The sequence below is a fragment of the Micromonospora sp. WMMD714 genome, from assembly GCF_029581315.1.
GTDB lineage: Bacteria > Actinomycetota > Actinomycetes > Mycobacteriales > Micromonosporaceae > Micromonospora > Micromonospora rifamycinica.
In genome coordinates this window covers 3,600,976-3,625,672 of record NZ_CP120744.1, presented here as the reverse complement: position 1 = coordinate 3,625,672, position 24,697 = coordinate 3,600,976, and the positions used below count along the sequence as shown (strand labels likewise).

Annotated in this window: 19 protein-coding genes; 8 read left to right on the top strand and 11 right to left on the bottom strand. The window is 72.0% G+C overall.

Annotation, left to right across the window (positions count from 1 at the left end):
- Positions 1-339 precede the first annotated feature (339 nt).
- Genes bioB through O7625_RS16110 form a run of 3 tightly spaced genes read left to right on the top strand, consistent with a single transcriptional unit; the run spans position 340 to position 2,099 of the window.
- Entirely contained in the window at positions 340-1,335 is a 996-nt protein-coding gene (gene bioB / locus O7625_RS16120) for a biotin synthase BioB (protein WP_282339611.1), read from the top strand.
- A gap of 7 nt (positions 1,336-1,342) precedes the next feature.
- Positions 1,343-1,588, top strand: a complete 246-nt coding sequence (locus tag O7625_RS16115) for a hypothetical protein (protein WP_282339610.1) — start codon at positions 1,343-1,345, stop codon at positions 1,586-1,588.
- 4 nt (positions 1,589-1,592) lie between these two features.
- Positions 1,593-2,099 (top strand): GNAT family protein, encoded by a 507-nt coding sequence (locus tag O7625_RS16110; RefSeq protein WP_067314975.1) that lies wholly within the window; start codon positions 1,593-1,595, stop codon positions 2,097-2,099.
- A 69-nt stretch (positions 2,100-2,168) separates the two neighbouring features.
- Here O7625_RS16110 and O7625_RS16105 read toward each other — a convergent pair whose 3' ends face one another.
- Positions 2,169-4,634 (bottom strand): non-reducing end alpha-L-arabinofuranosidase family hydrolase, encoded by a 2,466-nt coding sequence (locus O7625_RS16105; protein ID WP_282339606.1) that lies wholly within the window; start codon positions 4,632-4,634, stop codon positions 2,169-2,171.
- Positions 4,635-4,844: 210 nt separating this feature from the next.
- Positions 4,845-7,811: a glycoside hydrolase family 9 protein gene (locus O7625_RS16100; RefSeq protein WP_282339605.1), complete on the bottom strand. Its 2,967-nt coding sequence runs from the start codon at positions 7,809-7,811 to the stop codon at positions 4,845-4,847.
- Between the two features lie 278 nt (positions 7,812-8,089).
- Between O7625_RS16100 and O7625_RS16095 the strand changes: the two genes are divergently transcribed.
- Positions 8,090-8,494: a VOC family protein gene (locus O7625_RS16095; RefSeq protein WP_282339603.1), complete on the top strand. Its 405-nt coding sequence runs from the start codon at positions 8,090-8,092 to the stop codon at positions 8,492-8,494.
- Between the two features lie 246 nt (positions 8,495-8,740).
- Here the strand turns inward: O7625_RS16095 and O7625_RS16090 are convergent, their stop codons facing one another.
- Together O7625_RS16090 and O7625_RS16085 are read right to left on the bottom strand one after the other, a co-directional pair.
- Positions 8,741-9,865, bottom strand: coding sequence for a GNAT family N-acetyltransferase (locus O7625_RS16090; RefSeq protein ID WP_282339601.1), 1,125 nt, complete (start codon positions 9,863-9,865; stop codon positions 8,741-8,743).
- A 90-nt stretch (positions 9,866-9,955) separates the two neighbouring features.
- Positions 9,956-10,657 carry an amino acid-binding protein gene (locus O7625_RS16085; RefSeq protein ID WP_282339599.1) on the bottom strand — a complete coding sequence of 234 codons (702 nt, stop codon included), beginning with the start codon at positions 10,655-10,657 and terminating at the stop codon, positions 9,956-9,958.
- 152 nt (positions 10,658-10,809) lie between these two features.
- Between O7625_RS16085 and O7625_RS16080 the strand changes: the two genes are divergently transcribed.
- Both O7625_RS16080 and O7625_RS16075 read left to right on the top strand, forming a co-directional pair.
- Positions 10,810-11,889, top strand: coding sequence for a phosphotransferase family protein (locus O7625_RS16080; RefSeq protein ID WP_282339597.1), 1,080 nt, complete (start codon positions 10,810-10,812; stop codon positions 11,887-11,889).
- Positions 11,889-13,100 (top strand): acyl-CoA dehydrogenase family protein, encoded by a 1,212-nt coding sequence (locus O7625_RS16075; protein ID WP_282339596.1) that lies wholly within the window; start codon positions 11,889-11,891, stop codon positions 13,098-13,100. Before O7625_RS16080 ends, O7625_RS16075 begins: the two co-directional genes overlap by 1 nt.
- Positions 13,101-13,197: 97 nt before the next feature.
- Here O7625_RS16075 and O7625_RS16070 read toward each other — a convergent pair whose 3' ends face one another.
- From O7625_RS16070 to O7625_RS16045, 6 genes are all read right to left on the bottom strand, one after another.
- A complete protein-coding gene (locus O7625_RS16070; RefSeq protein WP_067310851.1) occupies positions 13,198-14,244 on the bottom strand; it encodes a LacI family DNA-binding transcriptional regulator in 1,047 nt (348 codons plus the stop codon).
- A gap of 92 nt (positions 14,245-14,336) precedes the next feature.
- Positions 14,337-15,770, bottom strand: coding sequence for a GH1 family beta-glucosidase (locus O7625_RS16065; RefSeq protein ID WP_282339595.1), 1,434 nt, complete (start codon positions 15,768-15,770; stop codon positions 14,337-14,339).
- The gene (locus O7625_RS16060) at positions 15,767-16,609 is read right to left on the bottom strand and encodes a carbohydrate ABC transporter permease (protein WP_067310844.1); all 843 of its coding nucleotides are present in this window, start codon (positions 16,607-16,609) and stop codon (positions 15,767-15,769) included. Before O7625_RS16060 ends, O7625_RS16065 begins: the two co-directional genes overlap by 4 nt.
- Positions 16,610-16,619: 10 nt before the next feature.
- A complete protein-coding gene (locus O7625_RS16055) occupies positions 16,620-17,588 on the bottom strand; it encodes a sugar ABC transporter permease (protein ID WP_067310841.1) in 969 nt (322 codons plus the stop codon).
- Positions 17,589-17,703: 115 nt separating this feature from the next.
- The gene (locus tag O7625_RS16050) at positions 17,704-18,996 is read right to left on the bottom strand and encodes an extracellular solute-binding protein (RefSeq protein WP_282339592.1); all 1,293 of its coding nucleotides are present in this window, start codon (positions 18,994-18,996) and stop codon (positions 17,704-17,706) included.
- A 262-nt stretch (positions 18,997-19,258) separates the two neighbouring features.
- On the bottom strand, positions 19,259-19,804 hold the full coding sequence (locus tag O7625_RS16045; protein ID WP_282339589.1) for a plasmid pRiA4b ORF-3 family protein: 546 nt from the start codon (positions 19,802-19,804) through the stop codon (positions 19,259-19,261).
- 150 nt (positions 19,805-19,954) lie between these two features.
- On the opposite strand from O7625_RS16045, the gene O7625_RS16040 reads away from it, so the two are divergent.
- The gene (locus O7625_RS16040) at positions 19,955-20,740 is read left to right on the top strand and encodes a pyrimidine reductase family protein (RefSeq protein WP_282339587.1); all 786 of its coding nucleotides are present in this window, start codon (positions 19,955-19,957) and stop codon (positions 20,738-20,740) included.
- A gap of 205 nt (positions 20,741-20,945) precedes the next feature.
- On the opposite strand, the gene O7625_RS16035 is transcribed toward O7625_RS16040, so the two are convergent.
- Positions 20,946-22,484 carry a M4 family metallopeptidase gene (locus O7625_RS16035; RefSeq protein WP_282339586.1) on the bottom strand — a complete coding sequence of 513 codons (1,539 nt, stop codon included), beginning with the start codon at positions 22,482-22,484 and terminating at the stop codon, positions 20,946-20,948.
- A 444-nt stretch (positions 22,485-22,928) separates the two neighbouring features.
- Between O7625_RS16035 and O7625_RS16030 the strand changes: the two genes are divergently transcribed.
- The gene (locus O7625_RS16030; protein ID WP_282339584.1) at positions 22,929-24,689 is read left to right on the top strand and encodes an ATP-binding protein; all 1,761 of its coding nucleotides are present in this window, start codon (positions 22,929-22,931) and stop codon (positions 24,687-24,689) included.
- The last annotated feature ends 8 nt before the right edge of the window (positions 24,690-24,697 follow it).

Sequence of the window (24,697 nt, the reverse complement as noted above, 5' to 3'; positions counted from 1 at the left end):
CCGGGGCCTACCGTCGACCGACCGGACGGCCCACCGACGGCCGCCCGGCGCGTGTCGGCGGCGGGCGGCGACGTTGCCGTCGCCGGCGAAATTACCACCCGCCGGGCGGGCACCGGCGTGGCGCGGGCTCGCCGCACCGATGCCCCGGAGCCGGCGGCCGGACCGGCCGGCGGACCTCCACCCGAGCCGGCGACCGGACCGCCGCAGCCCGCCACCGGCACCGCCGGAGCCGCCACCTGGCACCGCCGGGAGGCCGCCGCCGGACCAGGCCGGAGGGCGGGCCACCGCCCGGATGCGCGGGCGTTTCCCGGCCCGCACCGGCCTTGTAGGGTACGAGCCATGCCAGAGATCCTCGACCAGGCCCGGACCCAGGTGCTGGGCGACGGCGTCGGCCTCGACCAGGCCGGTGTCCTCGCCGTGCTGAACCTGCCCGACGAGCACGTCTCCGCCGCCCTCCAGCTCGCCCACGAGGTGCGGATGCGGTGGTGCGGCCCCGAGGTCGAGGTCGAGGGGATCGTCTCGCTCAAGACCGGGGGCTGCCCGGAGGACTGCCACTTCTGCTCGCAGTCCGGCCTGTTCACCTCGCCGGTCCGGTCGGTCTGGCTGGACATCCCGTCGCTGGTCGAGGCGGCGAAGCAGACGGCGGCCACCGGGGCGAGCGAGTTCTGCATCGTGGCCGCCGTGCGCGGCCCGGACGACCGGCTGATGAAGCAGATGCGCGAGGGGGTCGCCGCGATCCGGGCGGCGGTCGACATCCAGGTCGCCGCGTCGCTCGGGATGCTCAGCCAGGAGCAGGTCGACGAGCTGGTCGAGATGGGCGTGCACCGCTACAACCACAACCTGGAGACCTGCCGCTCGTACTTCCCGAACGTGGTCACCACGCACTCCTGGGAGGAGCGCTGGGAGACCCTGCGGATGGTCCGCGAGTCCGGCATGGAGGTCTGCTGCGGGGGCATCCTCGGCCTCGGCGAGACGGTGGAACAGCGCGCCGAGTTCGCCGCCCAGCTCGCCGAGCTGGACCCGCACGAGGTGCCGCTGAACTTCCTCAACCCGCGTCCGGGCACCCCGCTCGGTGACCGCCCGGTGGTGGAGGGCCGCGACGCGCTGCGGGCCATCGCCGCGTTCCGGCTGGCCATGCCGCGCACCATCCTGCGGTACGCGGGCGGCCGGGAGATCACCCTCGGTGACCTGGGCACCCGGGACGGCCTGCTCGGCGGTATCAACGCGGTGATCGTCGGCAACTACCTGACCACGCTGGGTCGGCCGGCGACCGCCGACCTCAAGCTGCTCGACGAGCTGAAGATGCCCGTCAAGGCGCTCTCCGCCACCCTGTGAGGCGACGATGACCGACGTGGGTGACCCGACCGCCGACGGCCGTGCGGCGGAGTCCGCCGTACTGACGTCGGCCGCGACCTGGTGCGACCGCTGTGGTGCGGACGCCACGGCGGGCCCGCACCCGGGGTGCGCTACGGCCCGGGTGCTGGAGCCGCCCCGCTACTGCGGGCGCTGCCGACGGCGGATGAAGGTGCAGGTGCTGCCGGTCGGCTGGTCGGCGGTCTGCGTCGAGCACGGCGAGATCCGGGGCTGACGGCGTGCTGCGGGGGCGGACGGTCACGCTGCGGCCGGTGACGGAGGCGGACGTGCCCGCCCTGGCCGCGATCCGGGCCACCCCGGAGGTGCGCCGCTGGTGGCGCGGCGACGACGACCTGGCCGCGTCGGTGCGGGCCGACCTGGCCGACGACACACTGGTGGTCTACGCCGTCGAGGACGCCGGTCGGCTGGTCGGGGCGATCCAGTGGTACGCCGAGCCCGACCCGGACTACCGCCACGTCAGCCTGGACGTCTTCCTCGACCCGGCGGTACGCGGCACCGGGCTGGGCGGGGACGCGATCCGCACCCTGGTCCGGCACCTGGTCGACGAGTACGGCCACCACCGGTTCACCGTCGACCCGGCGGCGGCGAACACGGCGGCGATCCGGGCGTACGCGAAGGTGGGGTTCCGGCCGGTGGGCGTCATGCGCCGCTACGAGCGGGGCGCGGACGGGCGCTGGCACGACGCGCTGCTGATGGACCTGCTCGCGGAGGACCTGCCCGACTGAACCGAACGGGCGTGCCCGGCACCCGCAGGTGCCGGACACGCCCCGGTCGTTCAGCGTGTGCAGGTGCGCCTAGCGCTGGAGGGTCAGGACCCCCGGCCGCCACGGCAGCAGGTTGTAGTCGGTGTTCGCGTTCGGGTCCTTGCCCTGGTAGAGCAGTTGCAGGTTGCAGGCGTCGATGGTCTTGGTCTGGTCGGGGTTGGTGCGGACCAGGTCACCGTGGCTGATGTCGTTGGTCCACGTGGCGCCGCTGTTGGCCTTGCCGGCGAAGGGGTTGCTCTCGCTGGTGGCCTGCGGGGTCCACGAGCCGCCCAGGCTGCTGGAGGTGAACGACCGGAAGTAGCGCTGCCCCTGGCTTCCGATCGCCTCGACGATCATCAGGTACTGGTTCTGGCCCTGCACCTTGTAGACCTCGACGCCCTCGAACAGGTTGTTGGTCGAGTCCGTCATGATCGTCGTGTAGCTCGAACCGAAGCTGCCCGGGAAGTTCCCGATCGGCATGCTCGACCGGTAGATCTTGCCGTTGTCCCCGGCGAAGAACAGGTACATGTTCTGGTCGTCGCCGATGAGGGTCTGGTCGATCACCCCGTACGGGGCGTCCGGCAGGGTGGCGGTGGACAGCGTCTGCGCCGAGGACCAGCCGTTGGCGTTGGTCGGGTCGCTCGACGTCTTGTAGCTGAACGAGGTCGGACCCCACTGGTACGCCAGCACCCAGATGTTCTTCGGGGCGAAGTAGAACAGGGTGGGCGCCACGGTGCCCTGGCTCATCCCGTTCTGGCTGGCCGAGGCCATGTCGGACCAGTTGGTGAAGGTGCCGAAGTTCATCGAGCTGTACTGGCCGCTGCTGTTGACGTACGAGCCGTAGACCAGGTGCTTGCCGTTGTAGACGACGTTGGTGAAGTCCTTGAGCGAGACCCAGCCGTTCTTCGGGTTGGTCAGCGCGCCGGTCGACGACCACCGGTAGGTCGACGGGAGCGCGCAGCCGCCACCGGGGGGCGGCGTGGTGGTGGGCGGCGGGGTGGTGGTCGGCGGCGGGGTGCTGCCCCCGAAGTCGGTCCGCCACTGCTGGTTGGTCTGCCCGTGGCAGTCGTACAGCTGGACCTGCTGGCCGTTGCCGGTGCCCCAGACGTCCAGGCAGCGGCCGGACTGCACACCGGTGATGGTGCCGTTGGCGTTGACGTTCCACTGCTGGTTGGCCCCGCTGTTGCAGTCCCAGATGATGATTCCGGTGCCGTTGGCGGTACCCGCGCCGTTCGCGTCCAGGCACTTGGTGCCGTAGACCCGCAGCTGCTTGCCGCTGGTGTACGTCCACTGCTGGTTGGACTGGCCGTTGCAGTCGTAGAGCTGCACCCGGGTGCCGTTGGTCTGGGTGGAGTTCGGCACGTCGATGCACCGGTTCGACGCCACGCCGACGATCCGTCCGGCGCCGCCGCTCGGCGGCGGGGTCGTGGTGGGCGGGGGCGTGGTGGGCGGGCCGGTGGTCGGCCCGGAGGTCGGCGGGGCCGCGTTGAGCGCGTTGAGGACCGAGTTGTACGCGGCCTTCTTGTTGCCGCCGCCGTCGAACAGAAGCGGGCTCTCGTTCGAGCGCCACGAGTCGCTGTCGCGGACGCCCCACACGGTGATGCCGATGCAGCGCGGCACGTTCAGGCACGCCTGGGTCAGCCCCGCGTACTGGGTCGTCGAGGAGTTCGTGACGTCGACCTCGGTCAGCGCCACGTCCACCCCGAGGGCGGCGAAGCTGGACAGCGTGGTCTGGAAGTTGCTCGGCAGCGAGCTGCCCCCGGTGAAGTGGGTCTGCAGGCCGACGCAGTCGATCGGCACGCCCCGGGACTTGAAGTCCTGGATCATGCGGTAGACGCCCTGCGTCTTGCCGTAGGACCAGTTCTCGATGTTGTAGTCGTTGTAGCAGAGCTTGACCGACGGGTCGGCGGCCCGCGCGGTGCGGAACGCCACCTCGATCCAGTCGTTGCCGGTGCCCTGGAGGTTCGACGACCGGCGGCTGCCGTCCTCGTTGAACGCCTCGTTCACCACGTCCCACGCGGCGAGCTTGCCCTTGTAGTGGGCCATCACGCCGTTGATGTGGTCGATCATCGCCTGGCGCAGGTTGCTGCCGCTCAGGCTCTGCATCCACGGCGGCTGCTGCGCGTGCCAGGCCAGGGTGTGCCCCCGGACCTTCAGGCCGCGCTGGGTCGCCCAGTTGTAGATCTGGTCACCGGAGCTGAAGGTGAACTGGCCCCGCTGGGGCTGGGTCGCCTCCGGCTTCATCTCGTTCTCGGCAGTGATCATGTTGAACTCGCGGCCGGCGATCGTGCTGTACGTCGAGTCGCCGAGCCTGCCGGCCGCGATGGCCGTGCCGAAGTACCGGCCCGACTGCGCGGCGGCGGCGCCCAGCGTGGTCGCGGCGGCGTTCGCCGACGGCATCATCACCGCGACGGCTGCCACCGTCACGACGCTGACCGCGCCGGCGAGCAGCGCCCGGACGGCGGGTGGTCGCCGTCGCCGGCTGCCGCCGTGGTGGACGGACGGGCTTGTTGCCATCGTGGCCTCCTTGCTGGCCAACACCCGGACCGTCGGGACGGGACGGCCGGACGTCTACGGTTGTTAAATCTAGTGCCGTCGATGTTTCCATCCTGCACCGGCTGGAACAAAGGTGTTTCGGAAAAGTTTCGGAACATTTTTGGCCCGATGTGACCCGACGCGACGTGGCCGGTCACCGCAGGTGCGGTGCCGGCCACGTCAGGTCGACGGTCAGGAGACCGTGCAGGCGGCCCCGTTGAGGGTGAAGCTCGTCGGCTTCGGGTTGCTGCCGGTGTGGGTGCCGTTGAACCCGATGCTGGTGGACGCGCCGGGGGCGAGCGCCCCGTTGTAGCTCATGCTGGTCGCGGTGACCGCCGTCCCCGTCTGGGCGAACGTCGCCGACCAGCCCTGGCCGACCTTCTGACCGCTGGTCGGGAAGGTGAAGGCCAGACTCCAACCGGTGAGCGCGGTCGTGCCGGTGTTGGTGATGCTGATGCTCGCGGTGAAGCCGCTGGTCCAGTCACTGGTGGTGTAACCGACCTTGCACGACGAGGCGGGCAGGGTCGGGGTGGGCGTCGGGGTGGAGGTCGGCGTCGGGGTCGGCGTCGAGGTGCCCGGCAGGGTCTGCACGGTGACGGTCTTCGACGGGGTGGACGGGTTGCCGGCGGCGTCCACCGCCACCACGTAGAACCCGTACGACGTGTCCGGCGTCAGACCGGTCACCTGGGCGGTGGTGCCGGTGCTCGTGGCGACGACGAGATGCGCCGGCCAGGACGTCTTGTAGACCCGGTAGCCGGCGACCCCGACGTTGTCGGTGGACGCGGTCCAGCTCAGCGTGACCCCGTTCGCGCCGATGTTCGACGCGGTCGGGGTGCCGGGCGGGGTCGGCCCGGTGGTGTCCGAGCCGGTGCCGGCCGGGGTGGCCACCGCGAGCGCCGACGACCACAACGAGCTGTTGCCGGCGCCGTCGCGGGCCAGCACCGAGAACCGGTAGTTGCTGGCCGGCGAGAGCGTGGTCAGGGTCAGGCTGTTGGTGGTGGTGCGGAACGAGGAGCGCACGTCGCTGCCGACCGGCTCCATGGCGACGTCGTAGCCGGCCACGCCGCTGCCACCGGTGTCGGTGGACGCGGGCCAGGTCAGCGTCAGGCCGGTGGGCGTGATCGCGGAGGCGACCGGGGTGCCGGGGACGGTGGGCGGGGTGGTGTCGGTCGGCGTCGAGGTCGGCTCGTCACCCCAGACCCGGGTGGTCCCGGCGTACAGCGGCACCTTCGGGTTCGGGCCGGCGGTGGCCTGGTACGACGGGTCGTTCGTCGGATCCCAGGTGCCGCCCTCCGGTACGCCGATCTTGAACTGCACCTCCATCCGGTGCTGCGACTGCCCGGCCGGGGCGATCGTGTAGCCGGTGCAGTCCACCTCGACGTACCAGATGTCGCCGGAGAGCTGCTTGGCGGTCGACGGCGACGGGCACCCCTGGGTGTAGCCGGAGGTGACCTGCACGGCGGTGCTGCCCTCGGGCCGGAAGTAGTAGCGGAACTTCCCGTTGGTCAGCGCCCGTGCCGGGAACGCCGACTTGTTGTAGACGACCGCCTTGAGCCCGGTCGCCCGGGGCTCGGCCTGCATCACCGTGGTCTCCACGGTCAGCTCGGGGATGTCCGGGGTCTCCGCGGTGGGAAAATTGGCGAGCGGGGTGCCGCCGTACTCCTGGGAGAGCCGGGCCAGCGCGGAGGTGAAGCCGGCGTTGTAGTCGGTGGCCACCTCGTTCATCACGTAGTCCGACCGGCTGTCGGTGTAGGCGTCGTTGGCCGAGGACGGGCCGCCGACCAGCGCGCCGTAGAGCACGTGCCGGGTCTCGACCGGCACCGTCTGGCTGTCCCACCAGGAGCCGTGCGCGGTGCGGTGGTGCGGGTTCTTCGGTGCGTTGGCACCGAACCCGATCATGTAGCTGGACTTGCGCGGGTTGTCGCCGAGCGCGTAGTTGACCTGCCGGACGGCGAAGTCGTGGAACCGGGCCTTGCGGGTGGCGTCGGTGGTCTTGTCGCTGTAGACCAGCGCCGCGAAGCTGGTGTTGGCGGCGTACCGCAGCGCGCCCCAGGAGTCGAGGACGGCCATCCCGCCCGGCGAGTAGGGCACCTTCTGGCCGTTGACGCCGACCGTCCAGTAGTCGAGCCACCGGTTGGCGTCGTCGACGTACTTCTGCTTGCCGGTCAGGTTGGCCAGCAGCACGTACGCCCCGAACTGCTTGTTGTCCCAGGCGATCGTCCACTTGTAGGACCGGGTGGTGGACTGCGGCTCGGTGCCGAGCTTGTCGTACTCGCTCTCGGCCTTGGCCAGGTAGGCCGCGTCGCCGGTGGCCCGGTGCAGCCAGATCGCGCCCCAGACCAGTTCGTCCTGGTAGCCGCTCCACGACTTGTAGAAGCTGGTCGCGTCGGTGATGCACTCGTGGTAGCTCTTCCGCACCGTGTCGGCGAACGTGTAGAGCTGCTTGGCGTGGGTGAGCAGCTTGTCGGCGTAGGCGGCGTCGGTGGGCCGGAACACCATCGACGACGCGGCCATCGCCGCCGCCGTCTCCCCCGCCAGGTCCGCGCCGCCACAGCTCGCATCGATCTTGTACGCGGGCCGCGCCATCGGCAGCACCTCGGCCGGACCCCACCACTTGTGGTCGTCGTCGCCCTTGCCCACCTGCCCGTAGAGCACGTTCGCCGACGGGTGCGCCTTGATGAAGTAGTCGTTGACGAAGCGCAGGTTGTTCAGCAGCGGGGTGAGCTGGCCGGCGGCGACGTACCCGTCGCGGTACTCGACCGCGCCCCAGGCGAGCATGGTGGCGCTGAACGCCATCGGGAAGCCGAACTTCACGTGGTCACCGGCGTCGTACCAGCCACCGGTGAGGTCCACGCCGACGTCGGAGCCGTCGGTGAGCGCGGAGTCACCCCGCCAGGAGACCCGGTTCCAGGACGGCTTCTTGCCGGACTGCTGCGCCTCGTAGAACAGCAGCGACTTCTGCAACGCCTCGGGGTAGTTGAACATGCCGGTGCCCGCGACGTCGGCGCGGTCGGCCGTGGCCGGCGCAGCCCCCGCGAGGGACGGGAGCGTGCTGATGGCGAGGGCCAGACCGCTGGTCAGGGCGGCACCGGCGGCGAGCAGGCGGCGGAGCCGGGGCCGGCCCCCGCCCGACCGGCCGGGCCGGTTCGGGTGCTGCATGGGCGGAACTCCTGTCGATAGGGGGGTGCCTCCGGCGGCCCCACCGGACGCGGGGACGGGGCGTCGCGGTTGGTGGGGCCGCCGGAGGCGGGTGGTGGTGGGGGCCGAAGGAGTCGCGGGAGCGCTCCCATGGACGTGCGCCAATGTAATCACTGTGTCACGAGTTTGTGAAGGGGCCGGGCACGACGAAACCCGGCGGAGCGCTCCGGGGCGTCCCGACCCGGGTCCGCCCCGGATCTCCCGGCCACCGGACATGTCACGCGGACTAGCCTGGATCGATGTCGATGATCGAACAGGTGTCGTTGGGGGTGGCCGACGACCGCCGCGCCGGCCGGTTCTGGGCCGCCGCGCTGGGCTACGTCCGTCGTCCACCCCGCTACCCGGGAGACGAGTGGATCGTGGTGGAGCCACCGCCCGGCACCGCCGGGGTGGCGCTCGCCATGGACGTCAGCGAGAGCCCGGTGTCCGAGTTCCCCCGCACCCACCTCGACCTGGACGCGGGTGACCGGGACCTCGACGAGGAGGTCGACCGGCTGATCGGCCTGGGTGCCGGTCGGGTCGACTGGCCGTACTACCCGGCCGAACCGGAGCCCGGCCAGCTGCCGTACGTCGTCCTCGCCGACACCGAGGGGAACCGGTTCTGCGTCTCCGGGCACCGCCGGGCGGGCGCCTTCTTCGGCTGATCACCGCCCCGACCCGGCACACCGGCCACCCGCGGGCCGCTGGCCGAGCCGGCACGCCGGTCACCCGCCGGGGCCACCCGCCGGCCCGGCACGCCGGTCACCGGCCGGGGTGGTCCCGCACATGGGCAGGGCCCCCGCACCGGGGGCCCTGCCTGTGCACCGTCCTCCGCATCGGAGTTCGGCCGTGCACCGGATGGAATGCCCCCGCCCGGTGCCGTACGGGTCGTCTTCAGATCTCGGCGGAGGTCAGCGCACCCCACCGCCGGGGTCGGTCCGCCGGGGGCCGCCCACCGTCGCACCGGCCCGTGGGGGCGCGTCGGCGACCGGACACCCGTCGGCGCGGGCGACCAGGGGAACGGTCACGGTGAGCAGCGTGCCGTCCCGCTCGACCGGCGTGGGCCGACCCAGCCGGGCCACCGTCCGGACCATCGGTGTGTTGTCCGCCTGGGTGTGCAGGACCAGCGCCGCGTACCCGGCCCGTTCGGCGTGGGCCAGCAGCCGGCGCAGCAGCGCGGTGCCCAGGCCACACCGCTGCCAGTCGTCCCGGACCAGCAGCGCCACCTCCGCCTCGTCGCCCTCGGCGAGCAGGTTGGCCAGCGCGACGACCGACTCCGCCGCCCCGCCGGAGCCGGTCGTCGTGGCCACCAGGGTCAGCCCCCGGGTCGGTGCGAGCAGCCGGCGCAGCCGGCTCGGCGAGGGCAGCGCCGCCCCGCTCAGGTACCGCCGTTGCCGGCTGTGTGCCGAGCAGCCCTCGTGCAGCTCCACCACGCCGGCCAGGTCGTCGGCGGTCGCCGGCCGGATGGCCAGCTCCGCCCCGTCGGGCAGCACCAGGGTCACCCGGTCGGCCTCCCGCCGGGTCACCGCCGCCGCCAGCTCCACCAGCGCCTGCGCCCGGGCGTACTCCGCCGGGGTGAAGCTCGGTGCCTGCCGGCGCAGCTCGTACGAGCCGCCGGCCGGGTCGGTCAGCAGCATGGTCGTGGTGCCGACCGCGTCGTGCGCGACGGCCGGCGTCGGCCGCCAGGTCACCTCGTCCAGCCCGAGCGTGGTGCGGAGCACCTCGCCGGCCTGCTCGGGATCCCGCACCAGCCGGGTGGCCAGCCCGAGCGCCCGGGTCGGCTGGTCGACCAGGCCGCGCGCCTCGCTGCGCGCCACCCAGCAGTCCCGCCCCCGACCCCGCTCGACGGCGGCGATCAGATCCGCCTCGCCGAGGGCGTCCGGCGCGTCGACGAGGAAGTCGTCCACCGCGCCGACCTCGGTGGTGTGCACCTGCACGGTGAGGATGTTGACCCCCCGCAACGCGAGGCTGGCCGTGAGGACCGACAGGTAACCCGGCCGGTCGTCCACGGTCGCCCGGATCCGCCACAGCGCCATGTCCACTCCCTTCCCTACCGGTGAACCCTGCCCGGCGCCTGTTGCCGTGGCGTTGCCCGGCGGTGTCGCACCGGGAACCGTTCGCCCAGGTCAGGTGACGGTGGTCACCGAACGCGGGCCGACCAGGTCGAGCCGGTCGCCGAGGATCACCGCGCTGGCCCGGACCAGCTGGGCGAGCCGGTCCACCTCGGTGGCGTGGAACCCGGCGGCGGTCAGCGGCTCGGTGTGGTCCCGGGCCACCACCAGCACCAGCCCGGCCCGGCCGAACGGCGCGATCGCGTAGTGCGTGCCGTCGGTCATGGTCAGGGTGCGGGCCCGCAGCGGGGTCACCTCGGGCAGCCGGGGCGGCTCGGGGGCACGCCAGCTGGCGTGCCCGACGGTCGCGGTCCCGCCGCCGGCCCGCGAGGCCCAGTCCACCGGTACGACGGCGGCCACCGCCCAGTCCGCGGCGAGCAGCCCGGGAACCGCGTCGACCAGGGTGGCCACCCCGTCGGTGGGGTTCGCCGCCACCTGGGCGAGCAGCTCGGCGTCCTGGCCCGTGGTGGTCGGGGCGCCGATCGCCCGCCAGACCCCGTCGACGCGTACCCCGGGGATGGCGGCGAGCCCGGCGAGCAGGCCCTCCACCCGGGCGGCACCCGGCCAGACCACGGTGAAGTCGTCGACCGCCCGGCCACCGAGCCGTTCCAGCACCACGACCTGGACGATGTCGGCACCGGAGACGCCGAGCGTGCGGGCCACCTGGCCGAGTGTCCCGGGTCGGTCCGGCAGGGTCACCCGAACTCTCAGCAACATGTCTGTCCCTCCGCTCGGCGGACCGGCCGCACACGGCCGGCAGGCTGGTTCCCAGCCTGCCGGTTGACCATTTCGCCCCTGTTGCCGCGGCATGTCCCGGGCGGAAAATCGCTGACCTTGACAACCCGGCTGAGCTGCCATCAACTATGCGGATGACCGAGCCGGCCGATGCTTCCCCCGGCAGCGCGGCGCCGGCCGGGTCGCCGCCGGGGCTCGACCTCGACCGGCTCGCCGGCTGGCTGGCCGTCCACCGGCCGGAGCTGGCCGACGGGCCGCTGCGGGCCAGCCTGGTCACCGGCGGCAAGTCCAACCTGACCTACCTGCTGCGCTGCGGTACGCGGGAGGTGGTGCTGCGTCGCCCGCCGCTGGGGCACGTGCTGGCCACCGCGCACGACATGGCCCGCGAGCACCGGGTGATCTCCGCGCTCGCGCCGACCGCCGTGCCGGTGCCCGAGGCGCTGCTGCTCTGCGCCGACCCGGCGGTGATCGGGGCACCGTTCTACCTGATGCAGCGGGTGCCGGGCGAGGTGCTGCGCAGCCGGGCGCAGACCGACCCGCTCACCGGCGCGCAACGCCGCGACCTGGCCTGGGCGATGATGGACACCCTCGCCGCGCTGCACACCGTCGACCCGGCCGCGGTGGGGCTGGCCGACTTCGGCCGCCCCGACGGCTATCTCGGCCGGCAGGTGCGACGCTGGGCCGGCCAGCTCGACCGGTCCCGCAGCCGGGAGCTGCCCGGGGTGGACGAGCTGCGCGACGCGCTGGCCGCCTCGGTGCCCGACGGGGTGAACGCCGGCCGGATCGTGCACGGCGACTTCCGGCTGGACAACCTGCTCACCACCGTCGACCCGGTGTCGGTCCGGGCGGTGCTGGACTGGGAGATGGCCACCCTCGGCGACCCGCTGGCCGACCTGGGGCTCCTGCTGACCTACTGGGACGTGCTCGGCGACAGCGACCTGGCCGAGGGCAACCCGGTCGCCGACGGGCTCGGCCCCCGCGCGGGTTTCCCCACCGGCGGCGAGCTGATCGACCGGTACGCCGGGCGCAGCGACGTCGACGTGGGGCCGCTGCACTGGCACCTGGCCCTCGGCTGTTTCAAGCTCGCGGTGATCTGCGAGGGCATCCACTACCGGCACACCCTCGGGCAGACTCTCGGCGGTGGGTTCGACCGGATCGGCGACATGGTGCCGCCGCTGGTCGCACACGGTCTGCGCGCGATCGGGGAGCACTGATGGACTTCGGGTACGACGCACGCACCGTCGAGCTGCGCGAACGGCTCGGCACGTTCCTCGACGAGTGCGTCCTGCCGGCCGAGCCGGTCCACGCCGAGCAGGTCGCCGCGGCGGGTGACCCGTGGGCGCGCTCCCCGGTGCTCGACGGGTTGAAGGTCGAGGCCCGCCGGCGCGGCCTGTGGAACCTCTTCCTGCCCGACCCGCGCTACGGCGCCGGGCTGACCAACCTCCAGTACGCCCCGCTCGCCGAGCTGACCGGGCGCAGCCCGCACCTGGCCCCCGAGGCGGTCAACTGCGCCGCCCCGGACACCGGCAACATGGAGCTGCTGGCCGAGTTCGGCACCGAAGCCCAGCGCGAGCGGTGGCTGACCCCCCTGCTGGCGGGCGAGATCCGCTCCGCGTTCTGCATGACCGAACCGGAGGTCGCCTCGTCCGACGCCACCAACATCGCCACCCGGATCGTCCGCGACGGCGACGAGTACGTGGTCGACGGACGCAAGTGGTGGTCCTCCGGGGCGATGGACCCGCGCTGCGAGATCTTCATCGTGATGGGCAAGACCGACCCGGCCGCCGAGCGGCACCGCCAGCAGAGCATGCTGCTGGTGCCCCGGGACACCCCCGGGGTGCACGTCCGCCGGGGGATGACCGTCTTCGGCTACTCCGACGCCGCGCACGGTGGCCACGCCGAGATCGACTTCACCGGCGTCCGGGTGCCGGCCGAGAACCTGATCGGCGTCGAGGGGGCCGGGTTCGCCATCGCCCAGGCCCGGCTCGGGCCGGGCCGGATCCACCACTGCATGCGGCTGGTCGGGATGGCCGAGCGGGCGCTGGAACTGCTCTGCCGGCGGGCCAACCAGCGGGTCGCGTTCGGCCGGCCGCTGGCCGAGCAGGGTGTCATCCGGGAGTGGATCGCCGAGTCCCGGGTACGGATCGAGCAGGCCCGGTTGCTGGTGCTCAAGACCGCCTGGCTGATGGACACGGTCGGCAACAAGGGCGCGCACACCGAGATCCAGGCCATCAAGATCGCCACTCCGGCGATGGCCGAGTGGGTGATCGACAAGGCGATCCAGGGGTACGGCGGCGCGGGGGTCAGCCAGGACACCCCGCTCGCCGGGCTCTGGGCCCAGGCCCGCACCCTGCGGCTCGCCGACGGCCCCGACGAGGTGCACCGGTCGTCCCTGGCCAAGCGGGAACTGCGCCGCTGGTCCTGACCCGGCTACCCCGGCCTACCTGTCGGCGCGGTCGGAGCCCGCGGGCGGAGACGGCGGCGGGTGGGGCGGGCGCGCCCGCCGGAGCTGTCGAAGCGCTTCAGGTGGAGGCACGCTGAATCAGCTCGGTGTCCAGCAGCAGGTGCGGGGTGGGCACGTCGTCGCCCCGGATCCGGGCCACCAGCAGCCGGGCCATCTGCCGGCCCATCTCCTCCACCGGCTGGAAGACCGTGGTCAGCGGCGGATCGGCCTGCTGGGCGACCGGGGAGTCGTCGAACCCGATGATCGCCACGTCCTCGGGCACCCGGCGGCCCGCCTCGCGCAGCGTGCGCAGCGCGCCGAACGCCATCAGGTCGGAGGCGACGAAGACGGCGTCCAGCTCGGGGCAGGCGTCCAGCAGTCGCCGCATGCAGGCCGCGCCGCTGCCCTCGCTGAAGTCCCCGTACGCGATCATGCGGGGGTCGAGCCCGCCGATGGTGGCCTCCACCGCCTCCCGGTAGCCGACCAGCCGGGCCAGGCCGACGCCCATGTCCTGGGTGCCGGCGATGGTGGCGATCCGCCGCCGGCCCCGCCGGGCCAGGTGCTCGACGGCCTTGCGGGCGCCACCGACGTTGTCGACGTCGACGAACCAGGACGGCCGGGCGCCGGGGCGCAGCATCCGGGCCGGTCGACCGCCCAGCACGGTGGGCAGGTCGCGCTCCTCCAACAGGGTCGGCAGCGGGTCGGAGTCGTGCAGCGAGAGCAGCAGGACCCCGTCGACGTGCTGGTTGGTCAGGTGGTTCTCCACCCGTTCCCGTTCGATCGGGGACTGCACCATGGCGAGCCAGAGTTGCAGCGGCGTCTCCAGCAGCCCGGAGCTGACGCCCCGGACGATGCCGGCGAAGAACGGCTCGGTGAAGACCCGCTCCCCCGACTCGGAGACCACCAGGGCCACCGAGTCGGTCCGCTGGGTCACCAGGGCGCGTGCCGCCCGGTTCGGGACGTACCCCAGCTCGGCGATGGCCTGTTGGACGGCGGCCCGCGCCTCCGGACTGACCTGGGGTGAGCCGTTGACCACCCGGGAGACCGTGCCCCGCCCGACACCCGCGCGAGCGGCGACCGCGTCGAGGGTCGGGCGCCCGAGTGACCGGGTGCGTTGCGTTGTCATCGTCTGCTCCTCCGACGTCGGACGGTCCCCGCCGGCCGCCCCCGGGGGCGGGCGGCACGGCGGGGCCGTCCGGAATACTGGCTGGCCTCTGCCTATTGTGCGGCCAGACCGTTGCGTCGGATCACCTCGGCGTACCACCTGGCACTGGACTTGGGGATACGGACCTGGGTGTCGTAGTCGATCCAGACCATCCCGAAGCGCTTGGTGTAACCCCAGGCCCACTCGAAATTATCCATCAGCGACCAGGCGAAGTAGCCCCGCAGGGGCACTCCTGCCGCAATCGCCTCGTGCGAGGCCCGCAGGTGGGCGTCGAAGTACGCCAACCGGTCGACGTCGTCGACCTGACCGTCCTGCACCGTGTCGACGAACGCCGAGCCGTTCTCGGTGACGTAGAGCGGCAGGTCGGTGTACTCCTCGTGCACCCGGCGCAGCGTCTCCACCAGGCCCGGGGCGTCGATCTCCCAGTCCATGTCGGTGACCGGCACCCCCCGGGTGACGAACCGGACGTCCTCGCTGCCCGGCCAGCAGGACGGCGCCCGCCAGTACTTCTCCGGCTCCTCGCCGGGCACCGGCGCGGCCACCACGTGCCGGCTGTAGTAGTTGATCCCGACCAGGTCCAGCGGAGTGGAGATAATCTCCAGATCGCCGTCGCGGACGTGTCCGAAATCGGTCACCTCGGCCAGGTCGGCGACCAGGTCCTCCGGGTACGACCCCCGCAGCATCGGGTCGAGGAAGAACCGGTTGGCCAGCCCGTCGATCCGGCGGGCGGCGTCCACGTCGGCGGGCGCGTCGCTGGCCGGGGTGACCGGGTAGAGGTTGACCGTGACGCCGAGCTGGGCCTGCGGCAGCGCCGCCCGCAGGGCCTGCACGGCGAGCCCGTGGCCGAGCATGAGGTGGTGCCCGGCCCGGACCGCGTCCGCCCCGTTGGAGCGGCCGGGGGCGTGCGCCCCGGAGCCGTAGCCGAGGAAGGCCGAGCACCACGGCTCGTTCAGCGTGGTCCAGTACTTCACCCGGTCACCGACGGCGTCGGCGACCAGGGAGGCGTAGTCGGCGAACCGGGCGGCGGTGTCCCGCACCGGCCAGCCACCGAGATCCTCCAGCGGCTGGGGCAGGTCCCAGTGGTAGAGGGTGAGCCACGGCTCGATGCCGTTGGCCAGCAGCTCGTCGACGAGCCGCCGGTAGAAGTCCAGGCCCTCCTGGTTGGCGACGCCGGAGCCACCCGGCTGCACCCGGGGCCACGACACGGAGAACCGGTACGACTTGAGGCCCAGCTCGGCCATCAGCCGGACGTCGTCGGGCATCCGGTGGTAGTGGTCGCAGGCCACGTCGCCGGTGTGCCCGCCGACCACCCGCCCCTCGGTGTGACTGAACGTGTCCCAGATCGACGGGGCCCGGCCGCCCTCGGCGGCGGCCCCCTCGATCTGGTACGCGGCGGTCGCCGCGCCCCACAGGAAGCCGGGCGGGAAGGTCGGTTCCGGCCCCTGGTCGAGTACGCCGACGGCGGGCGGGTGGGTCGGGTTGCTCACGACTTGACGGCACCTTCCATGATGCCGCCGATGATCTGGCGGCCGAACAGGATGAACACGATCACCAGCGGCACGGTGCCGATGGCGGTCGCGGCGAACACCTGCGAGTAGTCGGTGTAGTAGGCGTAGGACAGGAACGCCAGCGACACCTGCAGGGTCGGGTTCTCGGGGGTGAGCACGGCGTACGGCCAGAGGTAGGAGTTCCAGGTCTCCATGAAGGTGAGCAGGCCGAGCACGGCGGCGGCGGGGCGCAGCGCCGGCAGCACGATGTTCCAGAAGATCCGGAAGGTGCTGGCGCCGTCGACCCGACCGGCCTCGATCAGCTCGTCGGAGATGGCCTGGATGGCGTACTGCCGCATCATGAACACGCCGAAGGCGCTGACCAGGAAGGGCACGGTCACCGCGAAGAGGGTGTCGTACCAGCCGAGGTCCTGGATCATGCCCCAGAGCGGGATCAGGCCGAGCTGGGTCGGGATCATCATGGTCACGATGATCGTCAGCAGCAGGGCGTTGCGGCCCCGGAACCGCAGCTTGGCGAAGGCGAACCCGGCCAGCGAACCGGTGATCACCACCGAGACGGTGACCACCGCGGAGACGATCACCGAGTTGAGCAGACCGGTGAGGAAGTTCGCCGCCGGGTTGTCGAGCACCCGGCCGAAGTTCGCGCCGAACTCGCCGGCCGGGGTGAACGGCGGCGGCACGTCGTTGATCTGGTCGAGGCTACGGGTGGCGATGACCACCATGTAGTAGAAGGGGTAGACCGAGAAGAGCACCGCGACGACGAGCGCGATGTAGAGCAGCGGACTGGTGCGCCAGAGGCGCTGGGATGCCTTGTTCACGGCGTGGTCCTCACTTCACCGAACGGCGGACGAGCAGGAAGTTCACCAGCGAGACCAGGGCGATCATGACGAACATGGCCCAGGCCACCGCGGCGCCGTAGCCGGCGGAGCTGAGGTTCTCGATGCCGAGTTCGTACATGTACATCGCCAGGGTCTGGAACTCGCGCTGGTCGCCACCGATGATGTTGCCGTTGCCGAAGACCAGCGGCTCGGTGAAGAGCTGGAGTCCACCGATGGTGGACAGGGTGACCACGAAGACGAAGGTCGGGGTCAGCATCGGCAGGGTGATCCGCCAGAACTGCTTCCACTGGTTGGCGCCGTCGATCGCGGCGGCCTCGTAGAGGTCCTTCGGGATGGCCTGCATACCGGCCAGCAGGATCAGCGTGTTGTAGCCGGTCCACCGCCAGTTGACCATGGAGGCGATGGCCGTCCAGGAGCTCCACTTCTGGGCGTCCCAGTCGACCGCGTCGACCCCGACCAGGCTGAGCATCCAGTTGATCAGACCGAAGTCGCGCTGGAAGAGCATCCCGAAGACGATCGCCACCGCGGCGACGGAGACCACGTTGGGCATGAAGATGGCCATCCGGAACAGCGTCCGGGCCCGCAGGAAGGTGCGGTTGAGCATGGTGGCCAGGAAGAGCGCCAGGAGCAGCTGCGGAATCGTCGACAGGATGAAGATGCCGAACGTGTTGATCGTGGCGTTCCAGAAGTACTCGTCGGTGAACAGCCGGGTGTAGTTGTCGACCCCGATGAAGGTGTGGTCGCCGATGAGGTCCCAGTCGTGCAGCGACATCCAGGCGGTGCGCAGCATCGGGTAGAACCCGAAGATGCCGAAGACCACGAAGAACGGCGCGATGTAGAGGTAGGGCGAGAGCTTCAGGTCGAGGCGGTTCAGGGTGATCGCCCGGCTGCGCCGCCGGGGAGGTGTGGGGGGTGGTGCGCTGGGCGACGGCGGCGCCGTCGTGGCCGAGAGGCTCATGCGGGGTCCTTTCCCGGCTCCGGCGGGGCCGGTGAGGCGGGCGGTACGCGGAACGGGACGCCATTGGTGGCGCCCGGGACATGCCCGGACGCCACCGCCGGTGGTGGTGCAGTGATCAGAAGGCGCCCTGGGTCTTGGCGTCCTTGAGGAACTGCTCCCAGGCCTTGTCCTTGGGGGACTGCCCGTTCTCGTACGAGCGCAGCGCCGGCTCGAACGCGTTCTCCTTGACCGCCTGGTGCTTCGGGCCGAGGTGCAGCGGCTTGATCTTCTCGACGCTCTCACCGAAGATCTTGCCGGTCGGGGCACCGCTGAAGTACTCGTTGGTGTAGCTGGTGAACTCCGGGTTCTTCAGCGCCTCGAGGTTGGTCGGCAGCGGGCCCTTGAGCTTGAACGCCTCGACCTGGCTCTTCGCGTTGGTCAGGTACTCGGCGAGCTTGGCCGCTTCCTTCTGGTACTTGCTCTGGGCCGGCACGGCGAGCCAGGAGCCGCCCCAGTTGCCCGCGCCGCCGGGAACCGGCGCCAGGTCCCACTTGCCCTTGTTCTCCGGGCCGGAGTTGTCGGCGACGATACCGAGCATCCACGACGGGCAGAAGGTGGCCGCGAAGGTGCCCTGCTTGAAGCCGGCCGACCACTCGGGCGACCAGGTGGCGCTCTTCGCGGAGATCTTCGCGTCGGACATCGCGACGGCGGTGTCCCACGCCGTCTTCACCGCGGCGCTCTTGTCCGCGATGACGTTGTCCTCCTTGTCGTAGAACAGGTCACCGCCCTGCTGGACCATGACCGCGCTGGCCGCGGTGGTGGCGGAGTCGATCATGCCCTTGTTGGTGGCCGCCCGGTACTTCTTGCCGGTCTCGATGAAGGCGTTCCAGTCCGGCCAGAGCGCCGCCACCTGGTCCCGCTCGGTCGGCAGACCGGCCGCTTTGAACAGGTCCTTGCGGTAGCAGACGCCGAGGCTGCCGACGTCGGTGGGCAGGCCGATCAGCCGCCCGTCCGCCGCCTTGCCCAGCTCCCACTTCCACGGCAGGTATTCCTTGCTGTGGTCGGCCACCAGCGGCGTCAGGTCGGCCCAGTTGGCCGGGTTGGTCTTGAACTCGTTGAGGATGCCCTCTTCGAGCGCGGTCACGTCCGCCGCGCCCTTGCCGGTGGCCAGCGCCCGGACCACCTTCGGCCGGTACTCGTTGAGCTGCGCGGTCTTGCGCAGCTCCACCTTGATGCCGGTGTCCTTCTCGTACTGCTTGACGATCTCGTCGTAGCCGAACTCACCGAAGGTATCGACGACCAGCTTGCTGGGCTTTTCGCCGGACTGCTTCGGCTCGTCGTCCTTGCCGCAGGCCGCGAGACCGCCGATGGCGGTGACCGCAGCCAGGGCGGCGACCGCGAAGCGGTTACGCCGCGTGGTGACGCTCATCCTGACCCCTTTTCGATGGTGAGGCTGGGTGGTGTGTGGTGGGAGGTACCGCTGCACGTCCCGGGCCGGTCCGACGTCCACCGCCGGTCCGTCGGAGGTGGTCTCGGGTGATCCGCACCACGCCCTTGGGAACGCTCCCATGAGATTGCCGGGAGGTGTCGGGGGTGTCAATAGACCGTTGGGAGCGTTCCCAGATCGTTACCAGCTATGGCGTTTATCCCACTCCGTACGATGACCGGCGTCCGCTCCCGCCCGCGTGGGGTCAGCAGAAGCGGCGCAGCAGGACGGTGGTCCGATCCGCGTCGAAGGCCTCCGGGTCGTACCGTCCGCCCACCCAGTCCCGCATCGCGGCGTGCTCCCGATGGTGCGGATCGGTCAGCGCGGCCAGCAGCAGCGCCTGCCCGGCAGGACCGCCGACACCCTCCGGCGGACCGGCCCGCTCCCCCGCCGGGCAGCTCGGATAACGCTCGCCCGGGTCGGCGGCGAGGACGTCCTCCACCACCAGCTCGTGCTCCCACCAGTCACCGAAGTCGTAGACGTAGCCGAACCGGCTGCCCAGGCCGGCCACCGCGTCCAGCCGGGTGTCCAGCTCGTCGCGGACCGCCGGCTCGGCGTCCGGGTCGGGCTCGCCGTACGGCACCCCGTCGATCTCGAACGAGTGCAGGCGACAGTCCCGCCAGCCCATGGCGTGCTGCACCACCCGGTGCAGCCGGTCCAGGGTGTACCCGCCGGGGACCAGCACCCGCCGCCAGATCGGCGGGTGGACCCTGGTGAGGGACACCTTCAGCTGGAAGATCCGACGTGGCATGTTGACCCCTCCACCCACCGCATAGGCTGCCCGCATGATCTGTCGAGCGTGCCGACGACAGCGGCACGACGAGTGCCCCGGTCGGCAGTGGTGCGACTGTCAGCACCGTACCCCCGCACCCACCCCGGTGGTCACCGGTCCGGCCGGCGGATGAACGACGCAACGCCGATCCGGCGGATCTGGCCCGCGCCGGCCAGCGGCCCGCTCGACGACGCCGCGCTGACCGCGCTCTACGCCCGCGCCGACGACCCCCGGCTGCGGGTCAACTTCGTCGCCAGCGCCGACGGGGCGGTCACCCTCGACGGCTACTCCGCCGGGCTCTCCGGGCCGCCGGACAAGCGGGTCTTCGGGCTGCTCCGGATGCTCTGCGACGGGTTGCTGGTGGCCGCCGGCACGCTGCGGCACGAGGGTTACCGGGCGGTGCGGCTGAGCGAACCGCGCCGGGCCTGGCGACGCGCGCACGGCCTGGCCGAGTACCCGACCCTGGTGGTCGTCTCCGGGTCGCTGCGGCTCGACCCGGCCCAGGCCGCCTTCGCCGACGCCCCGGTACGCCCGGTGGTGCTGACCACCGGGACGGCCGTCGCGCCGCCCGGCCTCACCGCCGTCGTCGACCTGGTCCGGGTCGGCCGGGACGCCGTCGACCTCGCCGCCGGCCTGGCCGACCTGCGCCGACGGGGTCTGGGGCAACTGCTCTGCGAGGGTGGCCCGCACCTGTTCGGCGCGCTCACCGCCGCGGACCTCGTCGACGAGCTCTGCCTGACCGTCGCGCCGGTGCTGGCCGGGGCCGGTCCGGGACGGATCACGGCCGGTCCCGGCAGCACGCCCCGGTCGCTGCCGCTGCGGCACACGCTGGCCGCCGCGGACGGCGTGCTCATGCTGCGGTACGCCCGCGACGAGCCGGGTCCGCCGCCCGCCGGGGCCGCGCCCGCCGGCTGACGTCGCCGCCGGTGCCCAGGGTCGCGCCCGCCGGCTGACACCGCTGTCGGCCGGGCCGACCAGCAGCCCGCCGGGCACGGCTGCGGCAGCCGGCCGACCGCGCCGCACGCGGCGAGGGGCGTGGGCACACCGGTCGGTGTGGCCACGCCCCTCGGACGACCGGGCCGGTGCCGACGGAGCAGGAGCCGTCGACACCGGCCGGGGATCAGCTGACGCTCACGCCCGCCCAGGCCGCGGCGACCGCCTTGTACTCGGCGCTGGTGCTGCCGTAGAGGTCGGTGGCGGCCGACAGGGTCGCGGTGCGGGCGCCCTTGTAGTTGGTGGTGGTGGTCATGTAGCGGGTCAGCGCCCGGTACCAGATCGCCCCGGCCTTGGTGTTGCCGATCCCGGCGACCGTGGTGCCGTTGCAGGTCGTGCTGGTGCCGTACGACGAGGTGCCGCTACCCACCGCGAGCAGGTAGAAGAAGTGGTTCGCCACGCCCGAGGAGTAGTGCACGTCCAGCCGGCCGACCGAGCTGCTCCAGCAGTCCGCCGAGCTGCCGTCCTTGGAGGGCTTGTCCATGTAGCGCAGCGGCACACCGCTGCTGCGCAGCTTCTCGCCGATCAGGTAGTCGCCCGGGTCCTTGGCGCTGGCCGCCGAGAACTCGACCAGGGTGCCGAAGATGTCGCTGGTGGCCTCGTTCAGGCCGCCGGACTCACCGCTGTAGCGCAGCCCGGCGGTGTTGCTGGTGACACCGTGGGTCATCTCGTGCCCGGCCACGTCCAGCGAGGTCAGCGGGTACCAGCCGGAGCCGCCGTCGCCGTAGGTCATGCAGAAGCAGGAGTCCTGCCAGAACGCGTTGGCGTAGTTGCTGCTGTAGTGCACCCGGCTGTACGCGCCGACGCCGTCGTTGCGGATGCCGTTGCGGCCGTGCGCGCTCTTGTAGTAGTCCCAGGTCTTCTGCGCGCCGAAGGCGGCGTCGGCGGCGGCGGTCTGCCGGTTGCTCAGGGTGCCGTCACCGAAGACGTTGTTGGTGCTGGTGACCAGCGTCCCGGTGCCGGTGGTACGGCCGTTCAGGTCGTAGGTGCGGTGGTTGCCCCGGGCCGGGTCGGCGAGCTGGTAGGTGCTGCCCGACTGGGTGCTGCCGACCGACACGGAGCCGGAGTGGAACGTGTTGCCGGTGCCCTCCCGCTGCACCCCCTCCCAGGAGTCACGGACCGCGCCGGTGGTGGCGTCCACCAGCACGTGCAGCTCGCTGGGCGTACCGTCGGCGTGCGTGCCGCCCACGACCACCTCGTAGGCGAGGACGGTCGCGGTGTCGCCCGCGTCGAAGACGAGCTGGGCGCCGGCGACCGATCGGCCGGTGGCGGTCGAGGCGGCGTAGGCGATCTTGCCGGCGGCGGCCTCGCTGAGCTTGGCCTTCGGGGCGCGCTGCGGGGCGTCGGCGAGGCGGTGGGTCGCGCCCTGCCAGGAGTCACCCTTGCCCAGGTGGACGACCAGGTCGCCGCCGAGCACGGGCAGGCCGTCGGAGTAGCGGTTGAGCCGGACGTGCTGGGTGCCGTCGGCGTCGGTCACCACGCCACGCGGGGTGAACGTCTGCCCGTCGGTGGCGAGGCCGGCCTCGGCGTGGGCCTCGAGCTGGGCGACCGCGCGGGCGAACGGGTCGGCGGGGGCGGGGGCGGCGCTGGCCGCGGTGGGCACCGTGACGGCGGTGGCCAGGAGAGCGGCCGTGGCGAGGCCGCTCATCAGGGGGGTTCGACGCATCGGGTTTCTGCCTCCACAGGGACAGTCGGGGGGGTGCCGACTGACGGCGACCCGGCGGCGGTGGACCGCGGGTCGGCCACGTGTCCGCAGGTTACGGACGTGGCGACCGACATCGAAGGACAGAAGATCCTCGATGTCGACTGTGGCTATTCTGAGCCCAACCGGCCGCTTTCTGTCACGCCTAAAGTGAGGAATTTTTCGACGAATTTCCGAAGGGTGCCCCTACCTGCCGAAACACCGCCATCGGCAGCCGGTGGATGAACCGTCGGTGACCGCCCGCTCCCCGGCGGTCACCGGAAGCGGCGTCGACGTCGCCGTCCGCCGGGCCGGACCGCCGGCCCGGCGGGTGGCGCACGCCGCGTCGCGTGGCAACCTGTCGCACTCCTCGGGCAGGATGCAGGGCGTGCGCCCTGACCGAGACGACCAGCTGACCGGAGCCCGCGGATGACCGACGACCGGATCGACGGCCGGATCGACAGCCCCGGCGAGCCCGTCGGCCGGGTGCTCGGCACCGCCGACGCCACCCCGTTGCAGTTCTGGACGGCCGTCTCCCCCGGCAGCTACCTGCAGCTCGACGACGTGGTGGTCACCCGCCGCGAGCTGCCCGACCGGGAGCCGGTCACCATCGCCGGGGTGGTCACCCAGGTCCGCGCCCGGCACGAGGGCGCCCAGTTCGAGTCGGACGTCTTCGCCATCGCCGACGGCACCCTCCCCGCCCAGGTGCAGGAGGCCGCCGAGATCACCACCACCCGGGTCGACCCCGAGCTGTACGTGCCGCCCGCGCCGGGCGCGACGGTGCACCGGGCCGAGGGCGACGCCCGCGCCCGCGCGCTGCACTTCGACCGGATGGAACGGCGGATCCCGATGGGGATGGGCCGCGACGGCGTGCCGGTCTACCTCAACGCCGACTTCCTCGACGGCAGTCGGGGCGCACACGTGTCGATCTCCGGCATCTCCGGGGTCGCCACCAAGACCAGCTTCGCCACCTTCCTGCTCTACTCGGTGTTCCGCTCCGGGGTGCTCGGCGGCGACGCGGTCAACGCCAAGGCGCTCATCTTCAACGTCAAGGGCGAGGACCTGCTCTTCCTCGACCACCCCAACGCCCGCCTCGACGAGCCCACCCGGGCCGCGTACGCGAAGCTGGGGCTGGCCGCCGGGGCCTTCCCCGACGTGCGGGTGTACGCCCCGCCCCGGGTCGGCGACGCCGCCGGCACCCCCGACGTGAGCAGCCGGCTCACCGGTGTCGACGCCTTCTACTGGACGCTGAGCGAGTTCTGCGCCGACCGCCTCCTGCCGTACGTCTTCGCCGACGCCGACGACGAACGCCAGCAGTACACGATGGTGGTCCACTCGGTCACCGCCCACCTGGCCCGCCACGCACAGCCCGCCGACGGTGGGGTCAGCGTCGACGGGGTGCGCCTCGGCTCCTACGCCGACCTGGTCGACCACGTCGTCGAGCAGCTCAACGACGACGAGACCCGGGGCGACTGGGCGGGCAGCGCGGTCGGCCTGGGCACTGTCAACGCGTTCGCCCGCCGGCTGATCGGCAGCAAGAAGGACCTCGGCCGGCTGATCCGGGGCGACCTGGCCACCCGCCGCCCGCACGCGATCAACACCGCCGAGAGCGCCCAGGTCACCGTGGTCGACCTGCACAACCTCCCGGACCGCGCGCAGCGCTTCGTGGTCGGTGTGACGCTGCGCGGCGAGTTCGAGCGCAAGGAGAAGGCGGGCACCGCCAAGCCACTGCTCTTCGTCGTCCTCGACGAGCTGAACAAGTACGCCCCCCGGGAGGGCTCCTCCCCGATCAAGGAGGTGCTGCTCGACATCGCCGAGCGGGGCCGCTCACTCGGAGTGATCCTGGTCGGCGCACAGCAGACCGCGAGCGAGGTGGAGCGCCGGATCGTCACCAACTCGGCGATCCGGGTGGTGGGCCGGCTCGACCCGGCCGAGGCGTCCCGCCCCGAGTACGGCTTCCTGCCGCCGGCCCAGCGGCAACGCGCCCTGCTGGCCAAACCGGGCACCATGTTCGTCAACCAGCCGGACATCCCGGTCCCGCTCTGCCTGGAGTTCCCCTTCCCGGCCTGGGCGACCCGGGTCTCCGAGGCCGGGCGGGCCCCGTCGGAGACGCTGCGCTCGATCACCGGCTCGGTCGACCCGTTCGCCGTGGTCGGCTCCGGCGGCGTCGACGACGACATCCCGTTCTAGGGGGCTGG

What these genes read in the sequence shown, in the direction of transcription:
- O7625_RS16035 (WP_282339586.1), bottom strand. Translation starts at nt 22,484, where the DNA reads ATGCGTCGAACCCCCCTGATGAGCGGCCTCGCCACGGCCGCTCTCCTG.
- O7625_RS16070 (WP_067310851.1), bottom strand. Translation starts at nt 14,244, where the DNA reads ATGACAACGCAACGCACCCGGTCACTCGGGCGCCCGACCCTCGACGCG.
- O7625_RS16085 (WP_282339599.1), bottom strand. Translation starts at nt 10,657, where the DNA reads ATGTTGCTGAGAGTTCGGGTGACCCTGCCGGACCGACCCGGGACACTC.
- O7625_RS16055 (WP_067310841.1), bottom strand. Translation starts at nt 17,588, where the DNA reads ATGAGCCTCTCGGCCACGACGGCGCCGCCGTCGCCCAGCGCACCACCC.
- O7625_RS16115 (WP_282339610.1), top strand. Translation starts at nt 1,343, where the DNA reads ATGACCGACGTGGGTGACCCGACCGCCGACGGCCGTGCGGCGGAGTCC.
- O7625_RS16080 (WP_282339597.1), top strand. Translation starts at nt 10,810, where the DNA reads ATGACCGAGCCGGCCGATGCTTCCCCCGGCAGCGCGGCGCCGGCCGGG.
- O7625_RS16100 (WP_282339605.1), bottom strand. Translation starts at nt 7,811, where the DNA reads ATGCAGCACCCGAACCGGCCCGGCCGGTCGGGCGGGGGCCGGCCCCGG.
- O7625_RS16050 (WP_282339592.1), bottom strand. Translation starts at nt 18,996, where the DNA reads ATGAGCGTCACCACGCGGCGTAACCGCTTCGCGGTCGCCGCCCTGGCT.
- O7625_RS16030 (WP_282339584.1), top strand. Translation starts at nt 22,929, where the DNA reads ATGACCGACGACCGGATCGACGGCCGGATCGACAGCCCCGGCGAGCCC.
- O7625_RS16045 (WP_282339589.1), bottom strand. Translation starts at nt 19,804, where the DNA reads ATGCCACGTCGGATCTTCCAGCTGAAGGTGTCCCTCACCAGGGTCCAC.
- bioB (WP_282339611.1), top strand. Translation starts at nt 340, where the DNA reads ATGCCAGAGATCCTCGACCAGGCCCGGACCCAGGTGCTGGGCGACGGC.
- O7625_RS16090 (WP_282339601.1), bottom strand. Translation starts at nt 9,865, where the DNA reads ATGGCGCTGTGGCGGATCCGGGCGACCGTGGACGACCGGCCGGGTTAC.
- O7625_RS16105 (WP_282339606.1), bottom strand. Translation starts at nt 4,634, where the DNA reads ATGGCAACAAGCCCGTCCGTCCACCACGGCGGCAGCCGGCGACGGCGA.
- O7625_RS16040 (WP_282339587.1), top strand. Translation starts at nt 19,955, where the DNA reads ATGAACGACGCAACGCCGATCCGGCGGATCTGGCCCGCGCCGGCCAGC.
- O7625_RS16075 (WP_282339596.1), top strand. Translation starts at nt 11,889, where the DNA reads ATGGACTTCGGGTACGACGCACGCACCGTCGAGCTGCGCGAACGGCTC.
- O7625_RS16095 (WP_282339603.1), top strand. Translation starts at nt 8,090, where the DNA reads ATGTCGATGATCGAACAGGTGTCGTTGGGGGTGGCCGACGACCGCCGC.